At 59.8% G+C, this 22,869-nt stretch carries 15 protein-coding genes and 13 pseudogenes; 13 read left to right on the forward strand and 15 right to left on the reverse strand.

Annotated features, from left to right (window positions below; translation table 11 throughout):
* Positions 1 to 572: 572 nt before the first annotated feature.
* Both ACVIYL_RS44195 and ACVIYL_RS44200 read right to left on the reverse strand, forming a co-directional pair.
* Positions 573 to 1,520, reverse strand: coding sequence for an HpcH/HpaI aldolase/citrate lyase family protein (locus tag ACVIYL_RS44195; protein ID WP_456781664.1), 948 nt, complete (start codon positions 1,518 to 1,520; stop codon positions 573 to 575).
* Positions 1,521 to 1,726: 206 nt separating this feature from the next.
* Positions 1,727 to 2,383, reverse strand: coding sequence for a carboxymuconolactone decarboxylase family protein (locus ACVIYL_RS44200; RefSeq protein WP_456781665.1), 657 nt, complete (start codon positions 2,381 to 2,383; stop codon positions 1,727 to 1,729).
* A 794-nt stretch (positions 2,384 to 3,177) separates the two neighbouring features.
* On the opposite strand from ACVIYL_RS44200, the gene ACVIYL_RS44205 reads away from it, so the two are divergent.
* From ACVIYL_RS44205 to ACVIYL_RS44220, 4 genes and pseudogenes are all read left to right on the forward strand, one after another.
* Positions 3,178 to 4,056: a transketolase gene (locus ACVIYL_RS44205; RefSeq protein WP_456781666.1), complete on the forward strand. Its 879-nt coding sequence runs from the start codon at positions 3,178 to 3,180 to the stop codon at positions 4,054 to 4,056.
* A 313-nt stretch (positions 4,057 to 4,369) separates the two neighbouring features.
* A complete protein-coding gene (locus ACVIYL_RS44210) occupies positions 4,370 to 5,338 on the forward strand; it encodes a transketolase C-terminal domain-containing protein (protein ID WP_456781667.1) in 969 nt (322 codons plus the stop codon).
* 348 nt (positions 5,339 to 5,686) lie between these two features.
* A pseudogene (locus ACVIYL_RS44215) lies at positions 5,687 to 6,105 on the forward strand (transposase); the annotation flags it as partial.
* A gap of 416 nt (positions 6,106 to 6,521) precedes the next feature.
* The gene (locus ACVIYL_RS44220; RefSeq protein ID WP_456781668.1) at positions 6,522 to 7,808 is read left to right on the forward strand and encodes an MFS transporter; all 1,287 of its coding nucleotides are present in this window, start codon (positions 6,522 to 6,524) and stop codon (positions 7,806 to 7,808) included.
* A gap of 10 nt (positions 7,809 to 7,818) precedes the next feature.
* Here the strand turns inward: ACVIYL_RS44220 and ACVIYL_RS44225 are convergent.
* Positions 7,819 to 8,331, reverse strand: a pseudogene (locus ACVIYL_RS44225) (hypothetical protein); the annotation flags it as partial.
* A gap of 170 nt (positions 8,332 to 8,501) precedes the next feature.
* On the opposite strand from ACVIYL_RS44225, the pseudogene istA (ACVIYL_RS44230) reads away from it, so the two are divergent.
* A pseudogene (gene istA, locus ACVIYL_RS44230) lies at positions 8,502 to 9,968 on the forward strand (IS21 family transposase); the annotation flags it as partial.
* 46 nt (positions 9,969 to 10,014) lie between these two features.
* On the opposite strand, the pseudogene ACVIYL_RS44235 reads toward istA (ACVIYL_RS44230), so the two are convergent.
* The 4 genes and pseudogenes from ACVIYL_RS44235 to ACVIYL_RS44250 form a co-directional block, all read right to left on the reverse strand.
* Positions 10,015 to 10,152 (reverse strand): annotated as a pseudogene (locus tag ACVIYL_RS44235) (IS3 family transposase); the annotation flags it as partial.
* Positions 10,153 to 10,217: 65 nt separating this feature from the next.
* Entirely contained in the window at positions 10,218 to 10,394 is a 177-nt protein-coding gene (locus tag ACVIYL_RS44240) for a hypothetical protein (protein ID WP_456781669.1), read from the reverse strand.
* A gap of 560 nt (positions 10,395 to 10,954) precedes the next feature.
* Positions 10,955 to 11,190: pseudogene (locus tag ACVIYL_RS44245) on the reverse strand (ATP-binding protein); the annotation flags it as partial.
* A gap of 653 nt (positions 11,191 to 11,843) precedes the next feature.
* Positions 11,844 to 12,151, reverse strand: a pseudogene (locus ACVIYL_RS44250) (DDE-type integrase/transposase/recombinase); the annotation flags it as partial.
* 150 nt (positions 12,152 to 12,301) lie between these two features.
* On the opposite strand from ACVIYL_RS44250, the pseudogene ACVIYL_RS44255 reads away from it, so the two are divergent.
* From ACVIYL_RS44255 to ACVIYL_RS44270, 4 genes and pseudogenes are all read left to right on the forward strand, one after another.
* Positions 12,302 to 12,597 (forward strand): annotated as a pseudogene (locus ACVIYL_RS44255) (IS21 family transposase); the annotation flags it as partial.
* 325 nt (positions 12,598 to 12,922) lie between these two features.
* Complete coding sequence (gene istA / locus ACVIYL_RS44260) at positions 12,923 to 14,455, forward strand: IS21 family transposase (RefSeq protein ID WP_092090428.1); 1,533 nt, start codon at positions 12,923 to 12,925, stop codon at positions 14,453 to 14,455.
* Positions 14,452 to 15,294 carry an IS21-like element helper ATPase IstB gene (istB, locus tag ACVIYL_RS44265; protein WP_076832955.1) on the forward strand — a complete coding sequence of 281 codons (843 nt, stop codon included), beginning with the start codon at positions 14,452 to 14,454 and terminating at the stop codon, positions 15,292 to 15,294. The genes istA (ACVIYL_RS44260) and istB overlap by 4 nt, the downstream gene beginning before the upstream one ends.
* Before the next feature lie 107 nt (positions 15,295 to 15,401).
* Positions 15,402 to 16,415 (forward strand): annotated as a pseudogene (locus tag ACVIYL_RS44270) (IS110 family RNA-guided transposase).
* Positions 16,416 to 17,544: 1,129 nt separating this feature from the next.
* Here ACVIYL_RS44270 and ACVIYL_RS44275 read toward each other — a convergent pair.
* Positions 17,545 to 18,123 (reverse strand): PCC domain-containing protein, encoded by a 579-nt coding sequence (locus ACVIYL_RS44275; RefSeq protein WP_456781670.1) that lies wholly within the window; start codon positions 18,121 to 18,123, stop codon positions 17,545 to 17,547.
* A 365-nt stretch (positions 18,124 to 18,488) separates the two neighbouring features.
* Positions 18,489 to 18,877: pseudogene (locus ACVIYL_RS44280) on the reverse strand (IS66 family transposase); the annotation flags it as partial.
* Between the two features lie 47 nt (positions 18,878 to 18,924).
* Between ACVIYL_RS44280 and ACVIYL_RS44285 the strand changes: the two are divergent.
* Positions 18,925 to 19,169: pseudogene (locus tag ACVIYL_RS44285) on the forward strand (IS110 family transposase); the annotation flags it as partial.
* Between the two features lie 117 nt (positions 19,170 to 19,286).
* Here the strand turns inward: ACVIYL_RS44285 and ACVIYL_RS44290 are convergent.
* From ACVIYL_RS44290 to ACVIYL_RS44315, 6 genes and pseudogenes are all read right to left on the reverse strand, one after another.
* Positions 19,287 to 19,592 (reverse strand): hypothetical protein, encoded by a 306-nt coding sequence (locus ACVIYL_RS44290; protein ID WP_456781970.1) that lies wholly within the window; start codon positions 19,590 to 19,592, stop codon positions 19,287 to 19,289.
* A 17-nt stretch (positions 19,593 to 19,609) separates the two neighbouring features.
* Entirely contained in the window at positions 19,610 to 19,708 is a 99-nt protein-coding gene (locus tag ACVIYL_RS44295; RefSeq protein ID WP_456781671.1) for an IS66 family transposase, read from the reverse strand.
* Positions 19,705 to 19,944, reverse strand: coding sequence for an IS66 family transposase zinc-finger binding domain-containing protein (locus ACVIYL_RS44300; protein WP_456781672.1), 240 nt, complete (start codon positions 19,942 to 19,944; stop codon positions 19,705 to 19,707). The genes ACVIYL_RS44295 and ACVIYL_RS44300 overlap by 4 nt, the downstream gene beginning before the upstream one ends.
* 330 nt (positions 19,945 to 20,274) lie before the next feature.
* Positions 20,275 to 20,662, reverse strand: a pseudogene (tnpB, locus tag ACVIYL_RS44305) (IS66 family insertion sequence element accessory protein TnpB).
* Positions 20,663 to 20,878: 216 nt separating this feature from the next.
* Positions 20,879 to 21,121, reverse strand: a pseudogene (locus tag ACVIYL_RS44310) (transposase); the annotation flags it as partial.
* A pseudogene (locus ACVIYL_RS44315) lies at positions 21,072 to 21,347 on the reverse strand (IS66 family transposase); the annotation flags it as partial. The pseudogenes ACVIYL_RS44310 and ACVIYL_RS44315, both read right to left, overlap by 50 nt.
* Positions 21,348 to 21,504: 157 nt before the next feature.
* On the opposite strand from ACVIYL_RS44315, the gene tnpA reads away from it, so the two are divergent.
* From tnpA to ACVIYL_RS44330, 3 genes are all read left to right on the forward strand, one after another.
* Positions 21,505 to 21,912 (forward strand): IS66-like element accessory protein TnpA, encoded by a 408-nt coding sequence (gene tnpA, locus ACVIYL_RS44320; protein ID WP_456781971.1) that lies wholly within the window; start codon positions 21,505 to 21,507, stop codon positions 21,910 to 21,912.
* Entirely contained in the window at positions 21,909 to 22,064 is a 156-nt protein-coding gene (gene tnpB / locus ACVIYL_RS44325) for an IS66 family insertion sequence element accessory protein TnpB (protein ID WP_456781673.1), read from the forward strand. The genes tnpA and tnpB (ACVIYL_RS44325) overlap by 4 nt, the downstream gene beginning before the upstream one ends.
* A gap of 103 nt (positions 22,065 to 22,167) precedes the next feature.
* On the forward strand, positions 22,168 to 22,488 hold the full coding sequence (locus ACVIYL_RS44330) for a hypothetical protein (RefSeq protein ID WP_456781674.1): 321 nt from the start codon (positions 22,168 to 22,170) through the stop codon (positions 22,486 to 22,488).
* Positions 22,489 to 22,869: the final 381 nt, after the last annotated feature.

Genomic DNA, 22,869 nt, shown 5'->3' on the forward strand with positions numbered 1-22,869 from the left:
AGTCCTGCGAGTCCTTTCCGATCGCGGCGTCCCGCAAGGAGCTCGATTTTTTCGATGGTAGTCCTGCAACAGGAGGTTCCTCTCACCGAACGCATATTGTTCTCCGTTATTGGATTGTAAGAAATGCGCAGCCGCTCTACTCGCCTTCTCTACATCCTCGCTTGGCTATCCTGCCCGTTTCCCCGCAGTGTTGCTCGCTTGAATAGCAACGCCCGTGCCACTGATGTGCAAGTCCGCTAAGCTCCTGATTCGCTTTGAAGAGAACTCTCACCGCAATGTTGGTCGTATTCCGAACACGACAGCCGTTGTATTGCTGTTAGAAGCCAGCCAATGATCAGCGGTCGTTGGCCTCACTTGAGTTGGCGAGTTCGTTGGGTCATTGAGTTGCTAGAACCTATCCCAAAATCGAAGATCAGAGTCGATTGGCTATAAGAGAACGATGGTTCGGTTGACGGACGAGCAATGCGAGCCCACCCGGAAACACTCACCGGAAGACCGCATTGCAATGGCCGACCAAGCCGGAAGGCGATTTGTGACGCGTCAGGTTCTATCTTCGACCGCAGCCACGCCCTTCAAAGCGGTGGCAACTCGAGTTTTGGAACGTTGCCTACATCAATTCCGGCTGCCTGAGCCATTTTTAGAACGTCCATGGCGGTCCGAACGCTCGCATAGTCGAGCATCGTTGACTTATATCGAACCGCGCCCTCGCCGCGAGCAGCGGCCTCCGCCATGATGGACACGATCTTACATGCCTCATCAATCTCATCCTGTGATGGCGAGTAGATCTCATTGATGATTGGGATGTGGCTAGGGTGGATCGCCGCCGCAAACGATGCGCCCATGCGCTTCGATCTTTCACCCACTCGCCGCACCAACTCTAGGTCATCCACTGTCGATGCCATAGCGCCTTCAACCTGCATAATCCCAGCAGCGCGAGCTTGCAGAAGGGAATAGACTCCAAAGTAACTCCCCTCATCGGTCGCATCATTGAGCTGCACGCCCAAGGAACGAGCCGCGTCTCCGCCAGGGGTTGGGCCGCCAGCGCCACCGGTCCGTTTGATCCTCTGAGAGGCCATGCAGATATCGTAGAGCTTGTAAATAGCCAGTGCAGTTTCAGCGTGCGCGCAAATCTCGATTCGACCGACCGGCAAACCCCGCGCTCTCTCCAACTCCCCAAGCACAAGGTCTAAAGCCGCAATATCTTCCGGAGTTTCAGTCTTAGCAAGCGCGACCCCGTCGAGGCCATCGATCACAACCGCATTGAGGTCATCTAACAGGCAACCCGTCCGCCACCTATTGAGTCTCACGAAGCGTCCGAAGGAGCCGGCGCTTAGTTCCCTGATAGCTGCTGCGACCGCGTTGCGAGCCACCGATTTCTGAGAAAGCTCGACTGAGTCTTCGAGATCGAACATCAGAGCATCCGCTCCATATTTCGGCGCCTTTAACATCCAGTCGAGCTTATTTCCAGGGATGTAGAGCATGGAGCGATACCAGCGAGCTTCGCGCACTTTCTGGGGCATAGTTTCTACCTCGTTTGGACTCACATTTATAGCACCGCATCAAGGTCAGTGCCTCTTGCTGGCTAGCCGACCCTTGTAGCTCGGCGTTTTTCTACATAGCTGACTCGCCCCCGCACCTACCTTTGCATGCGGGCTGACATCGCGCGATCAAGATCGGCGGAAGCAGATGGCGCAAACCCACCGATGCCGCTACGGCCGCGGTCCGACTACATCTCCCCGAGCTTGAAGGGCTCCTCCTTGTCTGATGGCACGGTCTCTTCCGCCATCGCCAGCATCATCGCGACCATCACGTAGCTGCCGGCGACCGCGGTGAGATCGACGATCTGCTGATCGTCGAAGATCTCCTTCGCCCGAGCGTAGGTTTCATCTGACACCTTCCTGGTCATGGTGAGCTCAGTGACAAAGTCGTACACGACCGATTCATCCTCGGCCATGTTCGATGGGCGATTGCCGGCCTTCAGCTCAACTATGACCTTACTGGACAAGCCGGCCTTGGCTGCGAGCGGCGCATGTGCGAACCACTCGACCTGCGAGAGCCACTGCCGGCTGATGATCAGGATTGCGAACTCGTTGAGCCTAATTGGTACCGAGGTCCGCCAACGCAAATAGTAGAACAGACCGAACAGCCGTTGGCCGAGCACGGGACTGCGGAGCATCGGATTGTATGGCCCGCCGAGGCCGACGCTCGACACCTTCATGATCTGCTCACCGAGCGGTTTCTGTTGCTCATTGAGCTGATCCATTGTGAGCAGCGGAAAACGCGGCTCCTTGCTGGTGGTCGGTCCGACCAACATCGTGGCCGCGAGCCAGCCTCCAGCCGTGGCGAGTGTGAGAGACGGCAGCCAGACTGTTGCTGAATACATGGCCTTCTCCAGTCTTGTTCTTATCGAAAAGGGGACTAGTTCTTAACGAAAGAGTTTGGTCGAGCCGCGGGTCATCGGCGCAGCTCTGCTCGTCAGGTCGCGACGATATCTGCGAGGCATGCTGCGTCACCGTCGTCTGCGCGGCGATCGGGTCCTAGGTCTGAGCGCGACATACGGCAATGCTGTCTTAACACGCTGAGCCAACAAGATATCCAACTTGGCCCGCCACTTCTCCGGCGCCGACCGGTGCCGCGCGCTCTCGAGACATCGCCAATCGGTTCGACATGGCTTTCGGGTCGGCAAAACAAAACTTCCAATTTGTTCTCTAAGCTCTACATCAATAGTCGCCAATCGGTGCAAGTCGTCATCAGCCATCTCGAGATGATCGAAGCCCTCGACGATGCCACCAATTCGTTGGACTCGTCGGCCGAGGGCTCGCGCCGAAGTTGTCTCGGTGTTCATCGATGGCGTACCCCGCGCCTGGTGGTCCACGATCACAGCTCAGCATGATCGGACAGGTCGGAAATTGAAGAGCTTGGGTGGATCGTTGCACATCACGCCTCCTTAGAGTGTCCGACGCAGCCGCTCAACAGGCACCAAGCTTTCGGCAGGTCTCGACGGCGCGCCGCTTGCGCTCGATGCTGCAGAGGAGAGGAGGAGTTGCGTTGATTAACCCTGTGTCACACGCTTGGTCATCTAAATCAAACACCAGAGTTGGTAGGTGGTGGGGCGCGCTAATTGTGAATATTTGTCCACGCGTTAACCTGCAAGCCATTGAACGTATGGAGCAGACCGTGCCCGCCAAAACAGTAACGACACTCCCGTCGGCCACGAAAGTGCAGAGTGAGGATCAGTTGATCTGCGCCTCACTTCGGGCTCGCACTCTAAGCACCATCCGAAATGCCCGTGGCGGGCATATTGGCTCCTGCCTTTCGCTAATCGAAATCCTCTATTGCCTGTTCTTTCGCTTTCTACACGTCGATCCGCGGAAACCAGACGACCCCAATAGAGATCGTTTCATTTTAAGTTCTTGCCAAGCTGCAGTGGCGCTCTTTGGAGTAATGGAGCATCGCGGGTTCTTGCCGCCATTTTCGCTAGAGCGGTTTCTCGTGCGCGATTCAGAACTCACTATGCTTCCAACAATTGGCATAACCGGCGTTGAGATGACGGGCGGATCTCTTGGAAACGGAATCGCGTTCGGAATTGGAGCCGCATTATACGCAAAGTGGTTTGGTCAATCCTACTTGACTGTCGTGCTTATTGGCGATGGAGAAATGAATGAGGGATCAATCTGGGAAGCAGCCTTAGCTGGCCCTCACCTCAAGCTGAGCAATCTACTAGTTATCATAAACCGAAATCGATTCCAGGTCGGCGGCCCAACAGAATCAATAATGGCTCTTGAGCCTGTGACTGAGAAATGGAAATCATTCGGCTGGGATGTGCAAGAAGTAGATGGACACTCGATATCGGAGATCGTACACGCGCTCAACCACGCCAGATCAAACGCTGAAACATCCGCATCTCCACAAATTCTGATTGCGCATACGATCAAGGGGCGCGGCATCTCCTTTATGGAGAATTCAGTTGACTGGCACTCCCGAATTCCCTCTGAGGCGGAGTACAGTGCAGCTCTCAAAGAGCTGGAGGCGTTCACGTCGACAGGCGGTCCGTAACGGGCCGGAAAGGTATTCAGTACGTGTCAGTGCTACAATGCAACTTAGAGCGTATCGATTCGCTGGTTAACTCGGTAAGGGAGGCATCGGGTGTCTGTCGTCGGCCCCGTGTAAGATACTCACATGTTTCGCGGGACTTCTTTCTGCGGAAGGCCATGCCATGTTCGTTCGTCTTGAGGCTCGGCTTGCTGGATGATGTGGGCCGCGCTTCAGACTTCAAGCAGGGCCAATTACACAGCCGCCTAGACGTCGAGCGCAGTGTTGGTGGGTGACCGGCTAGGTCGGTTCAAGTTCAGTCAGGATAACGCATACCATGTCGAGTCAATCTCTCGATCTTCGTTCCGCGTTCACAGCTGCGCTCATAGAGAAAGCGAAGGCCGGAAATGCCTTCACGCTTATTTCCGTCGATTCAAAGAAGTCGTCGCAAGTCGGGCAAATAGAAACTGAATATCCGGCTTATTTTCTTGAACTCGGGGTAATGGAGCAATGTGCGGCTAGTGTGGCTGCTGGGCTGGCTAGTTGCGGGCGCAAAGTGCTTGTCGTGGGGATAGCATCGTTCACGACGATGAGGGCTTACGAGCAGATCCGCACGGTCCTGTCACATGAAAATTACGATGTCAAAGTCGTAGGCCTGTGGTCTGGTCTCTACCACACGTTTCAGGCGCACACCCATGTGCCTCACGAAGATATTTCGATCATGCGCACGCTAAATAATGTGTCCATTTACTGCCCGAGTAGCTACGTGGATATGCACAATATTGTCGATCGTCTATTTGTGGAGCGCGGATTTGCTTATGTCCGGGTGGAAAGCCCTTTCTTGTCGACAACCATGAGAGAACATGGCGGAGAGAACTCCGATTTAGGCCGCCTGCAGATACTAAGGCGTGGACACCGCGTGACAATTGTGAGCACTGGCCGTAGTGTTTTCGCCGCTATCGACGCGGCTGATTTGCTGAACAACAAAAACATCAGCTGCAGCGTTCTAAATGCAGTTTGCGTGTGGCCGTTTGACGAAACAACGCTTCTCACTGCGCTCGAGACGACGGATATACTCGTCACCGTGGAAGAGCACGGAAGAGTCGGTGGACTAGCCAGCATCGTTTCGGAAATGCTGGTTCAGCATGGCATCGATAGCGTTAGACACTTGCCATTCTCGGGTTCCTCGAAATATCCGAGCAACCTTCCATACGTTGATGCTCTCGATAGTTTTGGATTGACCGGCATCAAAATATCGAATGCTGTTGCTCGATTGACCGCTGAACTTGACGCGCGAGCTGGCTAGCGCGCTTCAGCCGCCATTTACGTTGTGTGTGCTGTAATCATGGGAGTCTTGGTGTCGGGGCGCCCCTCTAAGAGGTCGCGACCCGCCACTGCCTATTTCCTGCAGTTAGAGTTAGAGCCCGACTGACCTAGCAGGCTTGCTTCGACACGTGTCTCCGCTCAGACCATTGGATTCGAATCGGCGTTGGCTGGTCGAACGCTTCTTCGCTTGGATACAGTGCGACGACGCCTATGCTGGTCCAGTGGGAGTCCTATCCGCAAAACTTCGTCCTGCTGTCTGCTGATCCTGTTACGGCAATTTTGAGATAGGTTTTAGAGTTTTTCGCATCGCTGGGCGGAGCGAAGAACGATGAAGGCCTCGAGGTTTTCGGACGCCCCAGAAGGCGTTCATTCTCAAGCATGGCGCCGACAGGTGTGCTGGTTACCGAAATCTGCCGCAGGGCCGGATCAGTGCGGCGACCTACTTTAAGGGGAAGAAGGAGTATGACGGACTGCTGCCGACTGAGATGCGGCGGTTGAAGCAGCTCGAGGAGAAGAACGGCAAGCTGAAGAAGCTGATGGCGGACCAGTCGCTCGACTAGGAGATGCTGCAGGACGTGATCCGCCGAAAGTTATGAAGCCTGGCCGGGAAGCAAGCTGGTCGACGAGGTCTGCGGCGAGTGGCAGGTGTCGATCCGCAGAGCCTGTGACACTCTTGAGTTCGACCGCTCGACTTATCACTACTGTTCCCGTCGCTCCGACCAGGTTGCCCTCGACAAAAGATCAAGGAGATCTGTCATGCCCGGCGACGCAGTCCGATGGGACCTGGCGATGGACTTCGTCCATAACCAGTTGCCGACAGGACACAAGCTTCGCGTGGCGGGCGCTCAGGGCTAGATTCAGAGATGCCGCTCGCCTTCCACATCGTGGCGTCGCGAGAAATTAGCGCGCAAACAGCTCGCTTTCCTCCTTCGCGGCCCTTACAAGCGGAGGTCCGCGAAGATCACTCATCGCATGGTTTCCACCCAGTTTGGGGAAAAAAAACCGAACTCCTGCATAAACCGGCCGATCATTAGGAAAATCCTGCCGCAAGTTCGGTTAGACTTTGGATTTCTAAAACTGCCGGTCAGAGACCGGACGAATGCACGGCCAGATGATCGCTTTCAAGGGGGCGGGCTACGGCTAGGGGTTAGTAAGAACGTCACATGTCCGATGCGCCCAGGCTTTCACGCCGCGCCTACGTCATCATCTTCTCTGTCTCGATAACCACCGCGATTGGCAACAATGGGCTACAGTCGGTGCTTCCGTCGATCGGCCGCTCGATTGGTATTGCAGACTCGATGGTGGCGGCCATTTTCTCGCTCTCCTCTCTGTTGTGGGCTGTGTCCTCGCCGTTTTGGGCTCATCAATCGGATCTGCGGGGGCGTAAACCGCTCATGATCGTCGGCCTTGCTGGATTTGCGGTTTCCATGATGCTCTTTGGCCTGGTGGTGAGCGCCGGCCTGGCCGGATTGGCAACTCCCACGATCGTTTTCGGATTCTTTCTAGTCTGTCGCGCGATCTATGGACTCTTCGGCTCGGCCACCAGCCCGGCGAGTCAAACCTACATCGCGGAGCGCACCTGCCCCGCCCAGCGCACGCGGTGGATGTCGAGCATTGCGGGCGCATCTAGCCTGGGCACTGTGGTTGGCCCAGTGCTGGCTCCACTCTTCATTATTGGACTCTTTGGCTTCGCAGGACCGCTGTACGCGTTTGCCTTGATCGCAACGATAATGCTGATCATCGTCGCGCTCTATCTAGATGAGGCGCCGATCTTGGTGACGAAGCCGCCGGCCCGGAGTGATAAGGCGGCTCGTAAACAGATGTGGCTACACTCCGACTTTGCCCCCTTCATCGCTTACGGCTTCGTGCTTTTCGTCTGCCAGAATGCGCTGGCACAAACGTTGGGTTTCCTGATCATCGACAAGGCGAGCGAAGCACTACCTGAACTCCCATTCCCGGCCTTGCTCCGCATAGCTCAAGGTCATATCGAGATTGCGATGGTCGGCGGGGCGCTCGCAAGCTTACTTGCGCTCTGGGGCCTCATCCCAATGTTCCGCATGCCCCCGAAGGCCCTACTGCGATGGGGTGCCGGACTGGCGTCGCTCGGCAGCTTCTTGGTCGCCTTCTCGCAAGACTGTGTCACCGCTATCTTGGGCTACGCCCTCGCTAGCCTCGGCTTCTCTTTGGCCCGAGCGGGCTTCATCGTCGGTGCGACCCTTTCCGTTCCGATGAGGGAACAGGCTCGCGTAGCAGGAGCTGTCGGGGCGATCAATGGCGTGAATGTGCTTTTCGCGCCTTTCGCCGTGAGCCTCTACGAGGTTTTCGCTCCCGCTCCATTTCTCCTGGAGTCCGTTGTGCTCGCTGGCCTGCTCGCCTATGCTTACGTCAGTCCAACGCTGCGCTATGTCGGTAGCCGCGTCAGGACCGAAGAGAAGAAATCTTCGCTTTAGTCTTACTGCGTCACAAAACATGATGGTGCATGGGCCTCGATTTGGGTTGCGGAGGACGGACATCTACGTAACCGCCTAACCAATGCGCTCGCGAGGTACTGCCGCATGGTTGTGGTCGAATTCGGCATATGACGCTCAGTTCTGAGCGGAAGCGCCGCGGGGTTTTTGATTTTTGGAAAGCGCAAATTCTTTGACGAACGCGGGCCGACGAGGTCGTGAGGGGAGGGAATCGTCTCCTTTGAGAGATCAGGAACTTAGATGGCATGCATAACGCGGCGCGGTGATGGAAGCCGGCTCCATAGTGCCCGAGGCCGACCTCTTGCTTCAGTTCTTGGTAGTCGCGTTCGATGCGCCATCTGAGCTTGGTCAAATCGACCAAGGCGCGGAAGGAGATGTCTTCAGGCAGCGTCGAGAACCAGTATTTCGTCGTCGGCTGCTCCGATTCGTCATCGGGGCACTCGATCAACAGCCATTCTTTGGCATGCGGCTCGCTCAGCCAGTAATCGCGATGAGCCGGGCGTACCCAGAGTGGGTGTTTCGGCAATTGCTGGACACGGATTTCGGTAATTCGCGGACAGCGATTTCAGTAATTTCGGGACAGGGATTCCGCTAAATCGCGGACAGTTGTGAAGATTGGTTTTCGGGAGCGTCGTTCGGGCAATGTTCTCTCTCAAGCTGAGTTTGAGAGGGGCAATGCCGAGACGGAAGCAAGCGAAACGGACAACTGCGAAGGACCTTCGATCGATCCTGAGGCTGACATATGAGCAAGGCTGTCGGTCCGGGCTATCTCGGAACGGCTGCAGATCAGCAAGATCTCAGTTGCCACCTACCTGCTGCGGGCACGCGCAGCCGGCTTAAGCTGGCCGCTGCCGCCGATTTGCGCCAGCGAGGTGGCGTTCAGCGGGCCCTTTCCGCCGGCTCGGACGGCCGCCCCAGGACCTGAGAGAGCCTGAGTGGCCGCGCGTTGCGCAGGAGCTCAAGCGCAAGGGCGTGACGTTGACGCTGCTGTGGCAGGAATACCGAACGGCCCATCCCGACGGTTATGGCTATTTCGCGGTTTTGCGAGAAGTTTGCCGTCCACCAGCGCCGGGCGAACCCGACCTTCCGCCATCGCCACCGGCAGGGGCGGTCATGCAGACCGATTATGCCGGCCACACGGTGGAGGTGATCAACCCGCAAACCGGCGAGATCCGTCAGGCTCAGATTTTTGTCGCGGTGCTCGGGGCCTCGTCGCTAACCTTCGCTATGGCGAGCTTCGGTCAGCGACTGCCGGATTGGATCGAAGGCCAGACCCGAGCCTTAGCGTACTTCGGCGGCGTTCCCAAAGCGATCGTCGGCGACAATCTGAAGGCCGGGGTCGTCAAGGCGTTGTGGTTCGAGCCGACGCTCAATCAAACCTTTGCTGCCATGGCCGAGCATGACGCGCAGCCGCAAGCCGCGCGAGAAGGGCAAGGTTGAAGGCGCGGTGCCGATTGTCGAGCGCTGGACGGCTGCGCCACCGGCGGTTCTTCAACTTGGCCGATCTCAATAGCGCGATTGGTGAATTGCTCGAGGAGCTGAACAGCCTGCCGATGCGCCATCGAGGAGGTCGAGCGCGCCGCGCTGGCGCCACTGCCCGGCGAACCATTCGAATATGCCGAATGGAAAACGGCCAAGGTCCACCCCGATTATCATGTCGAGGTCGACAAGACCTTTTACTCAGTGCCGCACCGGCTGATCGGTCGTCGGGTGGACGTCCGGCCTACCTATCGGGCCGTCGAGATCTTCCAGGATCACCAGCGTGTCGCCAGCCATGTGCATCGTTCCCAGCGCGGCGGCCATGTTACGGTGAACGAGCACATGCCCAAGGCCCATCAGCGTTACGCCAATATGACGCCGACAGCCTTGATCAAGATGGCGGCGCGGATTGGCGTCTGCGTCGCCACGCTGGTCGAGCGATTGATGCGCGAGCGCCCGCATCCCGAACAGGGTTATCGTTCCGCCATGGGCATCATCGCTCTGGCGCGACGCTACGAGCGCAGTCGGCTGGAAGCAGTCTGCGAGAGGGCGCCCGCCATCAACGCGATCAGCTACTCCTCCGTGAGCGCCATCCTCAAGTCCGGGCTCGACCGCGCGAGCCCTGCCACCGAACCCGTCAAAGCCACGCCCTCCCACGCCAACACGGGGCCTACTATCATCGAAAGTCTTCACATGCACCGGCGGCCGATCTTGCCCCCTGGGAAGCCAACAGGCCGCGCAACATACGCGAGCTGGCGAGGTGCGGCCGATCGAGACGCTGCATGCTCGCGAGATCGGCTGCAGAGACTGGACGCGGCAGGTAATACACGCTGTTGCGGCTGTCCTTGCGGCTTGTGAAGGCCGCAGCGCCACGGTGGCGCTCGCCAACGAGGATGGTGGTACGCTCTTGAGTTAAAATGTCGAGGCCAAATCGGAGGAAAGCTGGCGCAGCTCGGTCAGCCGATAAGGTAACAAGGTCTCGGATAAGGCGAATACGAGATCGCTGAAGTTAACCTTTTCCTTGAACCGCGCGGGGACGGCCCGACCTTGATTCTCGACGGCGCGAAAAACTTGCTCATCGGCGGTCATCGTCTGATCCATGGCATGGCTAAGAAGATTGCCGGAATCCCTCGCCAATTTGGCGCAAGCACTATAGCTACAACCCGGTCAACGAAAGACCGCGCAGTGTGCATCCCGCGGACTCGCTCACCTGAGTTGCATAAGGGGATGCTAGATGGATTGACAAGAGACGTAACCTGAAAGGGGGGTGTTAACACCTTGCAACAACTCAAACGCTGAGAATCTGAAATTCTAGCGAGGCTTCGCCTCAGACGGAGGAGGCGTGTTGCGCTTGTGGCTCCGGTCGCGGCTAGATAACGAGCTCTGGTAGTCCAGTCTCAAGGATCGATGAACGATCTAGACGCCTTCGAGAGGCAAACCTGCACGACCGGCGAGATGATCTCACCCACCATTCCGATTTGATGTCGTCCGGAGCGGGAGGCGTTCTGGCAGTCTGGTTTCTGGCATTAGCGGAGCCGCGTAGTCAATCTTGAATCCGGCTCGAAAGGGTTGTTTGCTCCTGCTGTGGGCATGTGGGCAACGCCCTTCACTTTGTCCAAGTGCAGCGGCATGTCCACAGCGCCAAGGGTTCAGGCCTTTCGGCCGGGTTTGCGGGTTCTCCGCATGCTCTCGCCGCTAAGGTCGACCCGGTGGGCGTTGTGGATCAGGCCATCGGGAACGGCGGCGGCGTAGGTGGGATTGCCGATCAGGCCGTGCCATTGATCAACGGGAGCTGGCTGGTGACGAGGGTGGAGCGGCGGCCATAGCGGTTCTCGAGGATCTCCAGGAGGTCGTGGCGGGCCGCGGCATCGAGCGGCTCGAGGCCCTAGTCGTCGTTTGTGGACGGCCTCTGATGGCAAGCACAATTTGGCACTTTGAACGACCTGGACGGCTGCGATCCTATGTCCTGCCTTTAGCGCGGATCATATCTCCGCTGGTCCTGATGAAGTCCGACAACCAAGGGATCACATCAAGGATGCGAGCTTTAAAGCTCACACGACTGGTTGGGTTGTCCTGGTTTTCGGTGGCGACCGTTGCCTTTCATCACGCCTTTCTTGCACATACCAAGCTCATGAATCTTTGATTGGGATGCGGGAGGCGAGTCATTCACGGGCTCGCCTTCACTTCGTGATTGAGCAGCCCGACGGCTCGCGCCTTGCTGCCCGCATGAATCACTGAGAAATCCGCCGTGGCACTGCCGACGGTTGAAGTCCCTCGGCTTCCCTTGGATTCGTTGCGCGAACTTCGCGGCCTCGTTGATGCACAGCGTGTATCGTTGTCACCGTCGTCTGGAGCGAGTCGAAGGTGTGGAACAACGATGGCGACAGTTCGATCCGCTGGCGGTCGGCAGCAACAGTCCAGCCCCCAAGTCTGCTCAAACTTCTACTCGACGAATGCAGCACCGCCCTCCCAAAGGTGGCCGGAGGCGAACGATGAATAAGATAACGCCTGATGTGCGGCAATCGATCCGGGACCGGGCGACAAGGCCTCGATGAACGCATTGTCGGTCGGCTTGTCGGGCCGCGCGAAGCCCAGCATGCCCCCCCCCCCCCCGCGCTGGTGAGCCCATAGGTCAAGATCGCGCGACAACTCGCTGCCCTGATCGACGCGATCGCCGCCGGGAATTGGGCTTCCTTGCAAGGCCTTTCCAGCATCTCCACGACGTCGCTACGGCGGAAGGTGAACCGTGGCGCCAGCACCGGCGAGAGGCGGGAAAAGGTATCGATGATCGTGAGTACGCGAAGCTTGTGTCCTGTCGGCAACCGGTTATGGACGAAGTCCATCGCCTTTAGGTAAACAAGTTGCTGATTCCGCTCGATGTTGCCCACCATTCCGGGATGATGTCGCCCCGGGGTGACGAGGCCTCTTCTGGCTCCGATACGGTCCCACTTTCGGCTTTGCGAAGGGGGACCTGGATGCCGACGGATCGGCTTGTGATGCGCCACGTGCGTGATGTGATCAGATTGAAATCGGCGGGAATGTTGACCACGAGATTGCGCGACGGGTGGGGACGGCCCCGTCGACGGTGCGGTTGGCGATCCGCCGGTTCGAGGCGGCGGGACTGAGCTGGCCGTTGACCGACGACATCACCGACACGGAGCTGGAGGCCCGGCTTTTCGCCAGCGCGGGAGCCGGGCCCGGCACGCGATGAGGCCATCGCCGGCAGGCGGAGCCGGACTGGGCGGCGGTGCACCGCGAGCTCCGGCGCAAGCATGTGACGCTGGCGATCCTGTGATGGTGTGGACCCCCTTCGACCGCATCGATGTGCGAAATGGTGGGTGTTGAACAGCTACCGCAGAGAAGGAGCGTCCGCCATGGAAGTTAGCACGATCGGACTGAATTTGGCGAAGAACGTATTCCAGGTTGCGCGGCGGCGATCAGGGTGAGACTTCAGCGACAATCAAGGTGAGACTGCGCCGATGGGGGCGGACCGAAGGGAGGGCGTAGCCCGACCGGAGGACCGTCCCCATCGGCGTCGCGCGTTTTTGGACCCGTCTGGCGGCCGGGTGCGGCTGGTGCAAGCTGTTGATTCGTCTCGACAAGAGGGAATCGATGCCTTGCCTGGCCTCCACATCACCGACCACCAGATGAGGCTGTACATGACCTACCGACAGACACTGTCCCCCGAGGCCGCCGCGGCCAAGGCGGGGTTCTCGAAGGCAAGCGCGTATCGAATCGAGGGCGATTGTCGCCCGCCATCGCAGAAGAAGACGCCGAGGGGCCGGCGCCGGTCCGATCCGCTCGCGCAGTATTGGGAGGCCGAGATCGTTCCGATCCTGAAGGCTGCGCCCGGCATCCGCGTGATCGGCGTGCTGGACGAGCTGCGCCGACGGCATCATGACCTGAACCCGAACATCCGCCGCACGCTGGAGCGGCGCATCAACGCCTGGCGGGCGCTCAACGGCCCCGAACAGGACGTGATCTTCCGCCAGCAGCACGAGCCCGGCCGCCTGGGTCTGTCCGACTTCACCGACGTGAGCGCGCTCGGTATTACCATCGCGGGTGAGCCGCTCGGTCACCGGCTCTATCACTTCCGGTTGGCGTTCTCCGGCTTCGAGCATGCCCATGTCGTGCTCGGCGGCGAAAGCTTCGTCGCCCTGGCGGAGGGCTTGCAGAACGCGCTGTGGGCGCTTGGCGGCGTGCCGCGGGAGCATCGCAGCGACAGCCTGTCGGCAGCGTTCCGCAATCTGGCCGCCGACGCACGGGAGGATCTGACGCAGCGCTACGCCGGGCTGATGGGCCACTATGGCATGGCGCCAACGCGCAACAATGCGGGCATCGCACATGAGAACGGCTCGATCGAGAGCGCGCACGGCCATCTCAAGCGGGCACTGGAAGATGCGCTGTTGCTGCGGGGGACGCGCGACTTCGCCAGTCTCGATGCGTACCGGGCTTTTGTCGACGAGATTGTCGGCCGGCGCAACGCCAACCTCGCCAAGCCGATCGCGCTCGAGAAGGAGGCATTGGCGCCGCTGCCAAAAGGCCGCACGACCGACTTCGAGGAGAAAGTGATCCCGGTGACGTCGTCAGGCGGCTTCATCCTGCGGCGCGTGTTCTACACCGTGCCTTCAAGATTGATCGGCCATCGCCTGCGTGTGCGCATCTTCGACGACCGGCTCGAATGCTTCCTTGGCGTCACACCGGTCGTGACGCTGCGGCGCGGTCGGCCTGTGTCCGAGAGCCAGGGCGGTCATGTCGTGGATTACCGGCATGTCATCCATGCCCTGCGGCGCAAGCCGATGGCGCTCCTCAATCTCGTTTATCGCGACCAACTCTTCCCGCGTGCAGCTTACAAACGTCTGTTCGAGACCTTGCGGGAGCATGGTGATGACCGGCGCGCCTGCAAGGTGACGGTCGAGCTTCTGGCGCTGGCTCACGAGCGCGCCTGCGAAGCAGACCTCGCCGAGGCGATCGCGATGGATCTGGACGCCGGACAGTTACCCGATCTTGCCGCGCTGCGCGACCGCTTCCGGCCCGAGGCGGCCTCGATCCCGCGTGTCGCCGTCAAGCTGGCGCCGCTCGACGTCTACGATGAACTCGCCTCCGTCAGCGTCATGTCGGGCCGCTCGAACCTGGGAGAGGCAGCATGACCGGTATCGCTACCTCCGTCGATGCTGCCCGTGTCGAGCTGCTTCTCAATGAGCTCCGCCTGCCGGGCGTCAAGGCGATCTGGCCGAAGCTCGCCGCACAGTCGGACAAGGAAGGGTGGCCTGCCGCCCGCTTCCTCGCCGCCCTTGCCGAGCACGAGGCCGCCGATCGCACCCGCCGTCGGATCGAGCGACACATGGTGGAAGCGCGTTTGCCCGCCGGCAAGACGCTCGCAACCTTCGACTTCGAAAGCGTGCCGATGCTATCAAAGGCACAGGCGATGGCGCTCGCCGCCGGCGACGCCTGGTTGAAGGCCGGCGCCAATTTGCTCTTGTTCGGTCCACCGGGCGGCGGCAAGACCCATCTCGGCGCGGCGATCGGCCTGGCTCTCGTCGAGAACGGTTGGCGCGTTCTCTTCGCGCGAACCACTGATCTGGTGCAACGGCTGCAGGTCGCGCGGCGCGAGCTGGCGCTGGAGTCCGCGATCGCCAAACTCGATCGCTATGACCTCCTGATCCTCGACGACATCACATATGTGAGCAAGGATCAGGCGGAAACCAGTGTGTTGTTCGAGTTGATCGCCGCCCGCTACGAACGACGCTCGCTGCTGATCACGGCCAATCAGCCATTTGGCGAATGGGGGCGTATCTTCCCGGACCAAGCAATGACGTTGGCTGCCATCGATCGTTTGGTCCACCACGCCACGATCCTCGAGATGAACGTCGAAAGTTACCGTCGAAAAGTTGCCCTCGATCGCAAGCGCGGTCCAGGCCGGCCGCCTGTTCACACTACCCCAAACGAACTCGACAAGACTTTAATTGACGCTGGCAGCGCCGCTTGATTGTCGCGCAGCGTCAATCAACGCTTGCCAAGTCGACGGCCAGCGTCAATTATCTCCTGACTCGGCCGCCTCGTCTCATCTTGATTGACGGGCCCCTCTCATCCTGATTGTCGCGCTATATCCAGGTGCATGGGGCGGATGCAGCAGACGCCACTGCCTTCAGCAAACGCCTGCGGCGTCACACGGTACTGGAGTTCTTCGCCAAGCAGCCAGCGTGCCTGGTCGCCATGGAAGCCTGTGCCAGCGCGCGCATCATTGGTCGCGCGAGATCGGCAAGCTCAGTCACACGGTTCGCCTCTTTCCGCCAGCTTATGTGAAGCCTTCTGTGAGGCGGCAGAAGAACGACGCCGCTGATGCCGAGGCGATCTGTGAGGCGTCCTAACGAGCGACGATGTGCTTTGTTGCCTTCAAGAGCAGGGAGCAGCAGGCTGCCGCGGTCGTATTTCGGGCGCGCGACCTCATGGTGCGACAGCGCACCCAGGTGATCAAGGCTCTGCGTGCCCACCTCGCCGAACACGGCATGGTAGTTCCTCGGGGCCCTCCCACAAGGTCAAGCTCGTGGAGCTGGCGGCGGATCAAGCGATTTGCCAGAAGCCGCCCGAGTAGCGCTCGAGATGCTGATTGATGTGCTACGCTCGCTGCACCACAGGATCAAACATCTTGACGTCGAGATCGCACGCCGTGCCCGGAAGACAAAACCGCGCGGCGGCTGGCAACCATTCCTGGAGTGGGTTCGATAACTGCGACAGCATTTGTCGCCCTGGCCCCTGCGGCCACGACATTTAAAAAGGGCCGCGCTTCGCCGCCTGGCTCGGGCTCACGCCGAAACAGAACTCGACCGGCGGAAGCAAAAGCTTGGCGCAGGGTCAAATTGGTGAGCGAACCTTGCGGCGCTTGCTCATCATCGGAGCTTGCGCCGTCGTGCGGCACGTTCGCCGCCGCGGCCCCCCCAAGGATCGCGGCTGGCGCGGATGCTCTCCCGCAAGCCGCCTATGCTCGTGACCGTCGCTCTCGCCAACAAAATGGCCCGCATCGCCTGGGCTCTTCTGGCGAAAGGCGGCGTCTACCAAGCTCCGGTCGCGTCGGCAAGCCGACCGGCCAGGAGATCGTCGAGTGTGTAGGAAGGTCAACGGAAGGTACGGCGCGATAGTCGATGAGACGGGATCGGGAAAGGCAGTTCCTCTCTCAGTGCCCCGAGTTCGAGCACGCTATGTGATTTGGCCCCGAATCCGCGGACTCCCATACGGGCGTGCGACGCATGACCGGTCGCATCAGAGGCCGGACAGATGTCATCACCCGACTACGCACAGCGCCTTACGAAGCTGGCGGACGGCGTTGTGACAATCAGCGTTGCGCAACTATCCTATCTCCTGTCCGGAATTGACTGACGCATGCCGCAGGCAACCTGGCGTCCGCGGGCTTCCGGTTGCAGATCGCGGCTAGCAAGCGCTTAAAGCCGGGACGTGCTGTGCCGCCCCCCCGAGCGGCCAAGGTCTTCGTCGATGGCGGATGACGTTTTCCCAGCCAAGCAGCCGTGCGCGATGCGTGTACTGACGCTGACGGCTCTCAGGAAATTGACGAGCCGGTCAACACCCATTGGTTCCTTAGTCTTGCAGACGCCCAGGAAAAGGTAGCGCATTGTCGCAGATACTAAAACGAAGAACGGCCCCGCGGGGGCGATCGGCAATCGACCGTCGATTTTGCTGCAAAACCACGTTGGCGCAACCAGCCCGCCAACGTGACCAAAACGCAAAACCCTAGTTCTGGGTGGTCCAAAGTTCGGTCTCGCTGCCCCCCCCAGATTCTAACCGCTGCTGGATGAAAGTTCAGTGGCAGGTCGTCGCCACCATGACCTTGACGGCGCCTGTCGGCCCGATCACGTCGTCGCGGTCAGTGCGCGGATCACCGCGGCCACCGTCTCGGCGCCGGCTCCGCCGCCCGTCAATCTCGAGTCGCAAAACTCGTCGTTTTTGCGAACCACATACGTCTAGTGGCAGAGATTGGAACGTCCCCGTCCAGCGAATGCAGGTCCAGCCAGCGGCGGCTCCCGCTCAGTACTTCGGGCGTGAACGCCGCCGGCATGTCTCTCTTGCGGGCAGGCACAATGCACTTAGTTCCACGATATGGGTGAATCTCAGGAGCAATACGACTGGCTGCGTGCCTTAGCGTAGACCGAAGACATACAGCAGATCAGAGCAAACGCGCCGAGGACTGTGCTGCTGGTCTTGGCCTAAATTCCTGTCCAGCGAGCTATGCCGGAACGAGGTCGTGATAGAAGCCATTCTCGCCGAAGGTGCCCCTTACGATGACGCCCGAAACCTTCGCGATGGCGACGGTGAAATGCGACGGTAGATCAGCTTTCCCGCCAGATCTGTCATAATTGACAGAGCCGACCAGCGATCCCTGCAAGAGGTGCCCGCAGGCAGTCTCCGACACATTCGACGCCGTGATATTAATCTTAAAATAGGGAGACCCGTGTTCCTCCCAGCCTCCAGCTCCGAAGCCTGTGTCGGAGTAGTGACGGTGAAAGTCCGGTGTCGCCGGCAGATTTTTCGGGTTCCAGCCCGTCCCGAGGATGCCAGTCATGCTCACCTGTAGCGGTCCCGACATCTCAACGAAGTCAACTCCCCAGTTGTCCCTCCGTGGCTCTCTGGAAATACGCGTCAACCTAACCTTGGCAAAATTGCCCGTCGCATCCAGAAGGACGCCTGTCTTGATATCATATTCTTTGCAGATGTCCCAGAGGGCGCGAACGAAGTCTTCGCCAGGCTCTAGTCGAACGTAGATTATCTCCTCAATCTTACCCCTCATTCCTAGTCTTTTTTTCATGCCATAAATCTCCAGATGATTAGATAAAGCACACGAACTCCTCAGTTGCTCATTCTTGATAGCCGAAGGTTCTGCGGGGACATTACGGGATTCTGTGGGCGAAATGCCGCATTCTAGCGGTGCACAAGGACAAAAATCTTTGCCGCAGTTAGAGAATGCGAGTTTTTTGTGCGAGTAAGCAAGTCGGTGGTCTCATGGGATTGAACTAAACCAGCGGCTACATAGTTATGGTAGCTACCAAATCAGATGGAGTTGAGGACGCAAAGGACGCGCCAATTCTATACTGCTTGTAGTTCTTGCAGAGCAGGGTGAGCTGGAAGCTGAGGCCGTTAGGCGGCATGGTTCCATGGCATAAGGGCGTCGATTTAGCTGCTTGGCCAGCCCCTGTCGATGCGCTGAAGCGTTAGGGTGAGCCAGGCGAACGGATCGACGTTGTTCATCTTTGCCGTCTGTAGCAGTTGCGACGGTCGCCTAGGTCCGTCCGCCGTCGCTGCCGCTTTCGACCTTCCTGCAACATGCAGCTCATAGAACTTGCGCCTGCTGTGTGACCAGCAGCCAGCCAAGGTGATGCCCTCATTGCCGCGATCGGATCGCGCCAGCTTGTTATAGGCGGCGTATCCATCAACCTGCAGGATGCCGCGAGATGCCGGACAACGCATTCGCCGGCGTGGCTGTCTTCGAAAGCGATAAGCCACCATCGGCGGGCCGCTGCGGCCAAAGGTTCGTCCCCGGCATAGGCCCACAAATAGGTTGTAACCAGTATGAGCTCCCATGTCTGCGGTGATCAGCGCGCGCGAGCGTAGGCTGGGCAAAATCTCCAGGATGGGCCGACGCGATCTCCGACGCCTCCTTGTGCTTGGCGCGACCGCCGTCGTGCGATGGGCAGACGCCATGGATCGCCAGCAGGATCCTGGCTGGTGAGAATGCTCTCGAAGAAGCCCCCAAAACTGATTGCGGTCGCTCTAGCGAACAAAATGGCGCGTATCGCCTGGGCCTTGATGGTCCGCGGTGGCGCTTACCAAGCTCCAGCGTCCGGCGCTGCGTAACGGCAAGGCCAGACGCGGAGACGTCGGGAATGTGGTATTATGGACAATCGGCCAGGGCTGGGATTGGAAGATCAACAGGTGGATGAGTGCCGGTGAGCACGCGTAGCCGAATTGGATTCAATCCAGCATTCCATAAGGCCCGCGACGTATCGAGGTCGCATCACGAGGCCGGACACACGTCAGCACCCGACCACATGCCCGTTCCGAAGTTATATTTTGCTTGCATTTACCGGGGCGTCCACACACGACCGCCGGCGGCGATGGCTTGCCCCAAGGGCGATCATCCATGGCATGCGCCCAGAGCCACAGATACGGCTGCGATGTCGCCCGGGGATCGAGCACCGGCATCGGCGTCGCGTTGCAGAACAGCCGCGGCGAAGCCTGGATCGTCCGCAGCTGAAGTTCATAAAGGCTCCAGAGCACCAAGCCGCACGCTTCACCTAGCCGGCGAGCGTCGCGCGGTCGAGATGAATGCCCTGGCCAGCCAGGATCTGCACTTGGCCGTACAGCGGCAGATACCAAGCGAATTTCGAGTTCACCACGTGAGCCACGAGGGCCGTCGATACCAGGCCACCCTCAACCGAACGCGGCAGCACTTTCGCCCGGCCGTCGGTGCAACCGCGTATTTGCGACGGATCGTCCGCAGGATCGCCGGGATCACGTCCAACACCTCGCTGACGCCCTCGCCGATCTTGTGAAGCTGACCCCGACAGCACGGGCACGCGGTCGCCGCCGGCTCCAGGACCTGCTCGCAACGCGGCAGGAGTTTGGGCACCGCACTGAGTTGTGGCGCGCCTTCTTGCGCAGCTTGTCGGACGGCTTCGGCGCGGGCTCAGAGTCGTTGGTCGGCGCAGTAGCGTGGTGGCGTCGGTCTCGAGATCGCCCAGCTCGAGCGCCAGTTGGGCCGCGACAATCACCGCAAGCCGCTCCGAGCGCTTCCCGCTCTATGAGCGTCTGCATCGCCACTCGCAGCTTCTCGTTCTCGGCGTCAAGCGCGAGCACCAATCGGCTAGCCCTGCTGGATCGGTCGGGAGAGCGTCGGGGCGAATCGCCATGATCAAACGATACATCCGCGCGCCACAGGCTCCAGCGAAATCCTCACCTCTCAGCCGACAACCGCCGGCTGCTTCACAGGCTTGGGTGAGACACGCGTCCAGTCAAGTCCGTCCAGCAGCATCGCGAGCTTCGTCGCACGGAGATGCGCCGCGCAATCACGGATCGGCGGCCAGGTGAAGCGTCCTTGGTGCAGCCACTTTGTCACTAGCACCATGTCGCTGCCGTCCCACGCCAGAAGCTTCACACGGTCCATGCGCTTGCTGCGGAGCACGAAAACGTCGCCCCAATACGCGGTTCGCACGCAGCGCTTCGCTCACCAGCGCCGATAGCGTGTGCACCGACTTGCGAAAGTCGACCGGCTGTGCTGCCAGTACCACCTTGAGGTCAGACCGTAATGCAATCAACGGCCCTAACGCCGATAGCACTGTCGAAAACATCGCCAACTCCACTCCGGGTTCGACCCGGATGCGTGTCCCGCCCACCTCGATCTCGATCATCCCGCCAAGCTTGCCTGGGAGCGATGCCATCTGCGGCAGCACTTTATGCGCGGACGCTAATCGGTCCGGCTCGTCTGCCGTCGCCGGACCGCTCTCGGAAGCGATCCGGACCAGCACGAAGCCTAGCGCCTGAAAGCCCGCTGCCGTCGCGAACTTGCGCCGCCACACCGTCAGCCGCCCACGGACAACGCCACGGCGCCGAGCGACCTCGGAAATATTGGCCCCTTCCTCGAAGCGCTCGGCCACAAGCCGGGCCTTCTCTTCCGCCGTCCAGTGCCGTCGCCGACGCTGCCCCGTGATCACCTCGGATCTGACGATAGGAGCCGCCTTCCTGCCTGGCATCAAGCGTGCCGATCTTGATCTCCTCGAAGACGAAGGCCTGCTGTTCGTCGTCGCCATTCGCAGAGCCGAGCTTTTCCGATCGTCGGCCGAACCGGGCGCGGTCGAAGGCCTTCAGGATCTGCGTCAGCCGCTTGATACGCGCATCGGCATCGGCGTTGCAGGCCTTGAGATCGGCGACTTCGCTCGCCAGAGCATCGGCGCGGGCCGCTTTCTCGGCCATGGCAAGGACCATAGCCTTCAGCGTCTCTACGTCATTCGCAGGGCTGAGATCGGGCTGCGTCATTGACCCGACCAGAGCACATTTTGCCCCGGTTCCCCTGCCCTTTCAGCTCACTGATTCACTTCGCCGCAGGGCTTTTACCCAGTATCGCTCCGGCGAAGGCCGCCTTGTGAGGTGTGATCGAGATTGAAGACATAGGCGTATGACTGACCATACGTCTATGCCGAAGGTCTCTCGGCTGGAAGTTGTCTCGACGGGCGCTCGGCGCCATTGGACATTCGAGGAGAAGCAGCGGATCGTTGCCGAGAGCTACGGCGGGTCACGCTTGGCGTCGGTGACGGCGCGGCGCAACGGGTTGTCTGCAAGCCAATTGTTCACATGGCGCCGGTTGGCGCGCCAAGGTCGACTGGGCGGAGATGCCGAGCCTGCTTTTGTTCCCGTCGAGATCACGCCTGTGGCGGCTCCGATCTCGAGCGGCGCGCCACAACCGACGTCTTCACCACCTGCGCAGCGTGCAAGGGCTGGAATCATAGATATCGAGCTTGGCGGCGGCTGTCGTGTTCGCGTAGACCGTGACGTGGACGTTGAGACGCTGCAGCGGGTTCTTGAGCTCCTGCGGCGCCGATGATCCCGATTCCGAGCGGCGTTAAGGTTTGGATCGCCACTGGTCACACCGACATGCGCCGCGGCATGCGAAGCTTGGCTCTTACAGTTCAGGAGAGCCTGAAGCGCGATCCTCACTTATGTGTCGGACGAGATTATGTGGCGGAGGCGCCCTAACGCCATCCAGAGCCGGCCACGGCTGGATTCCTCCGTCACATAATATTTCGTGGCCCTCGTGCGGACGCGGGATCCCCCTGCGCCGGAACGCCGGAGGGGCACAATGCTCGAGTTCTATTTTTCGTACCGCGGGGTGCTTAAACGCCTTCGTGACGGGGCGCTCGGCGCCGAGATGGATCGCATCGCGGGGCACTTTTTCTCGCTCGGTTACAAGCAAGCATCCGCTAAGCTTTATCTGAGCCGGATCGCGCGGTTCGGCCGTTTTGCTGCAGTACATTGCGGTTCACGGCCGATCGGCGAAGCTATCGTCGATAGCTATCTATGCACATTCACCACGGACTCACCGCGGATTGCGGCAATGTCTGCGCTCCAACACGCGCGACGGGTGGCGCCCGAACGATTCATGCTTCGACGCCCATTGTAGTCGATGATCCGGCCGGCGCCAACGCGTCGATCGTGCCGACGAAACATCCACATCAGGCGCCGACATCCTTCGCCATCGGTCTATTAGCGGTCCGGCTCGTTCTTGCCGCGCGTGAACGCCGCTCCGACAAGCCGTTCGGCCATATCGATAACGCCTTAGTCAGGCCGCGCTTCGAGATCAATGAGCTAGACGACTGTGGTAGCGCGGCGACGCGGAACAGTGTAGCGATTTGAGCAGGTGGTCGGAGACGCCGCCCTTCGCGCATAAGACACGCATACGATCCGAATGAACGCGCCGCGCTATCTCAGGTGCAACGCTGAGCCTCCGCACGGTGTTGAGATTGTTGACGACCTGCCGCACGTGTCGTCGGGCTTGGTCGCA

Source organism: Bradyrhizobium sp. USDA 3315 (assembly GCF_054056795.1).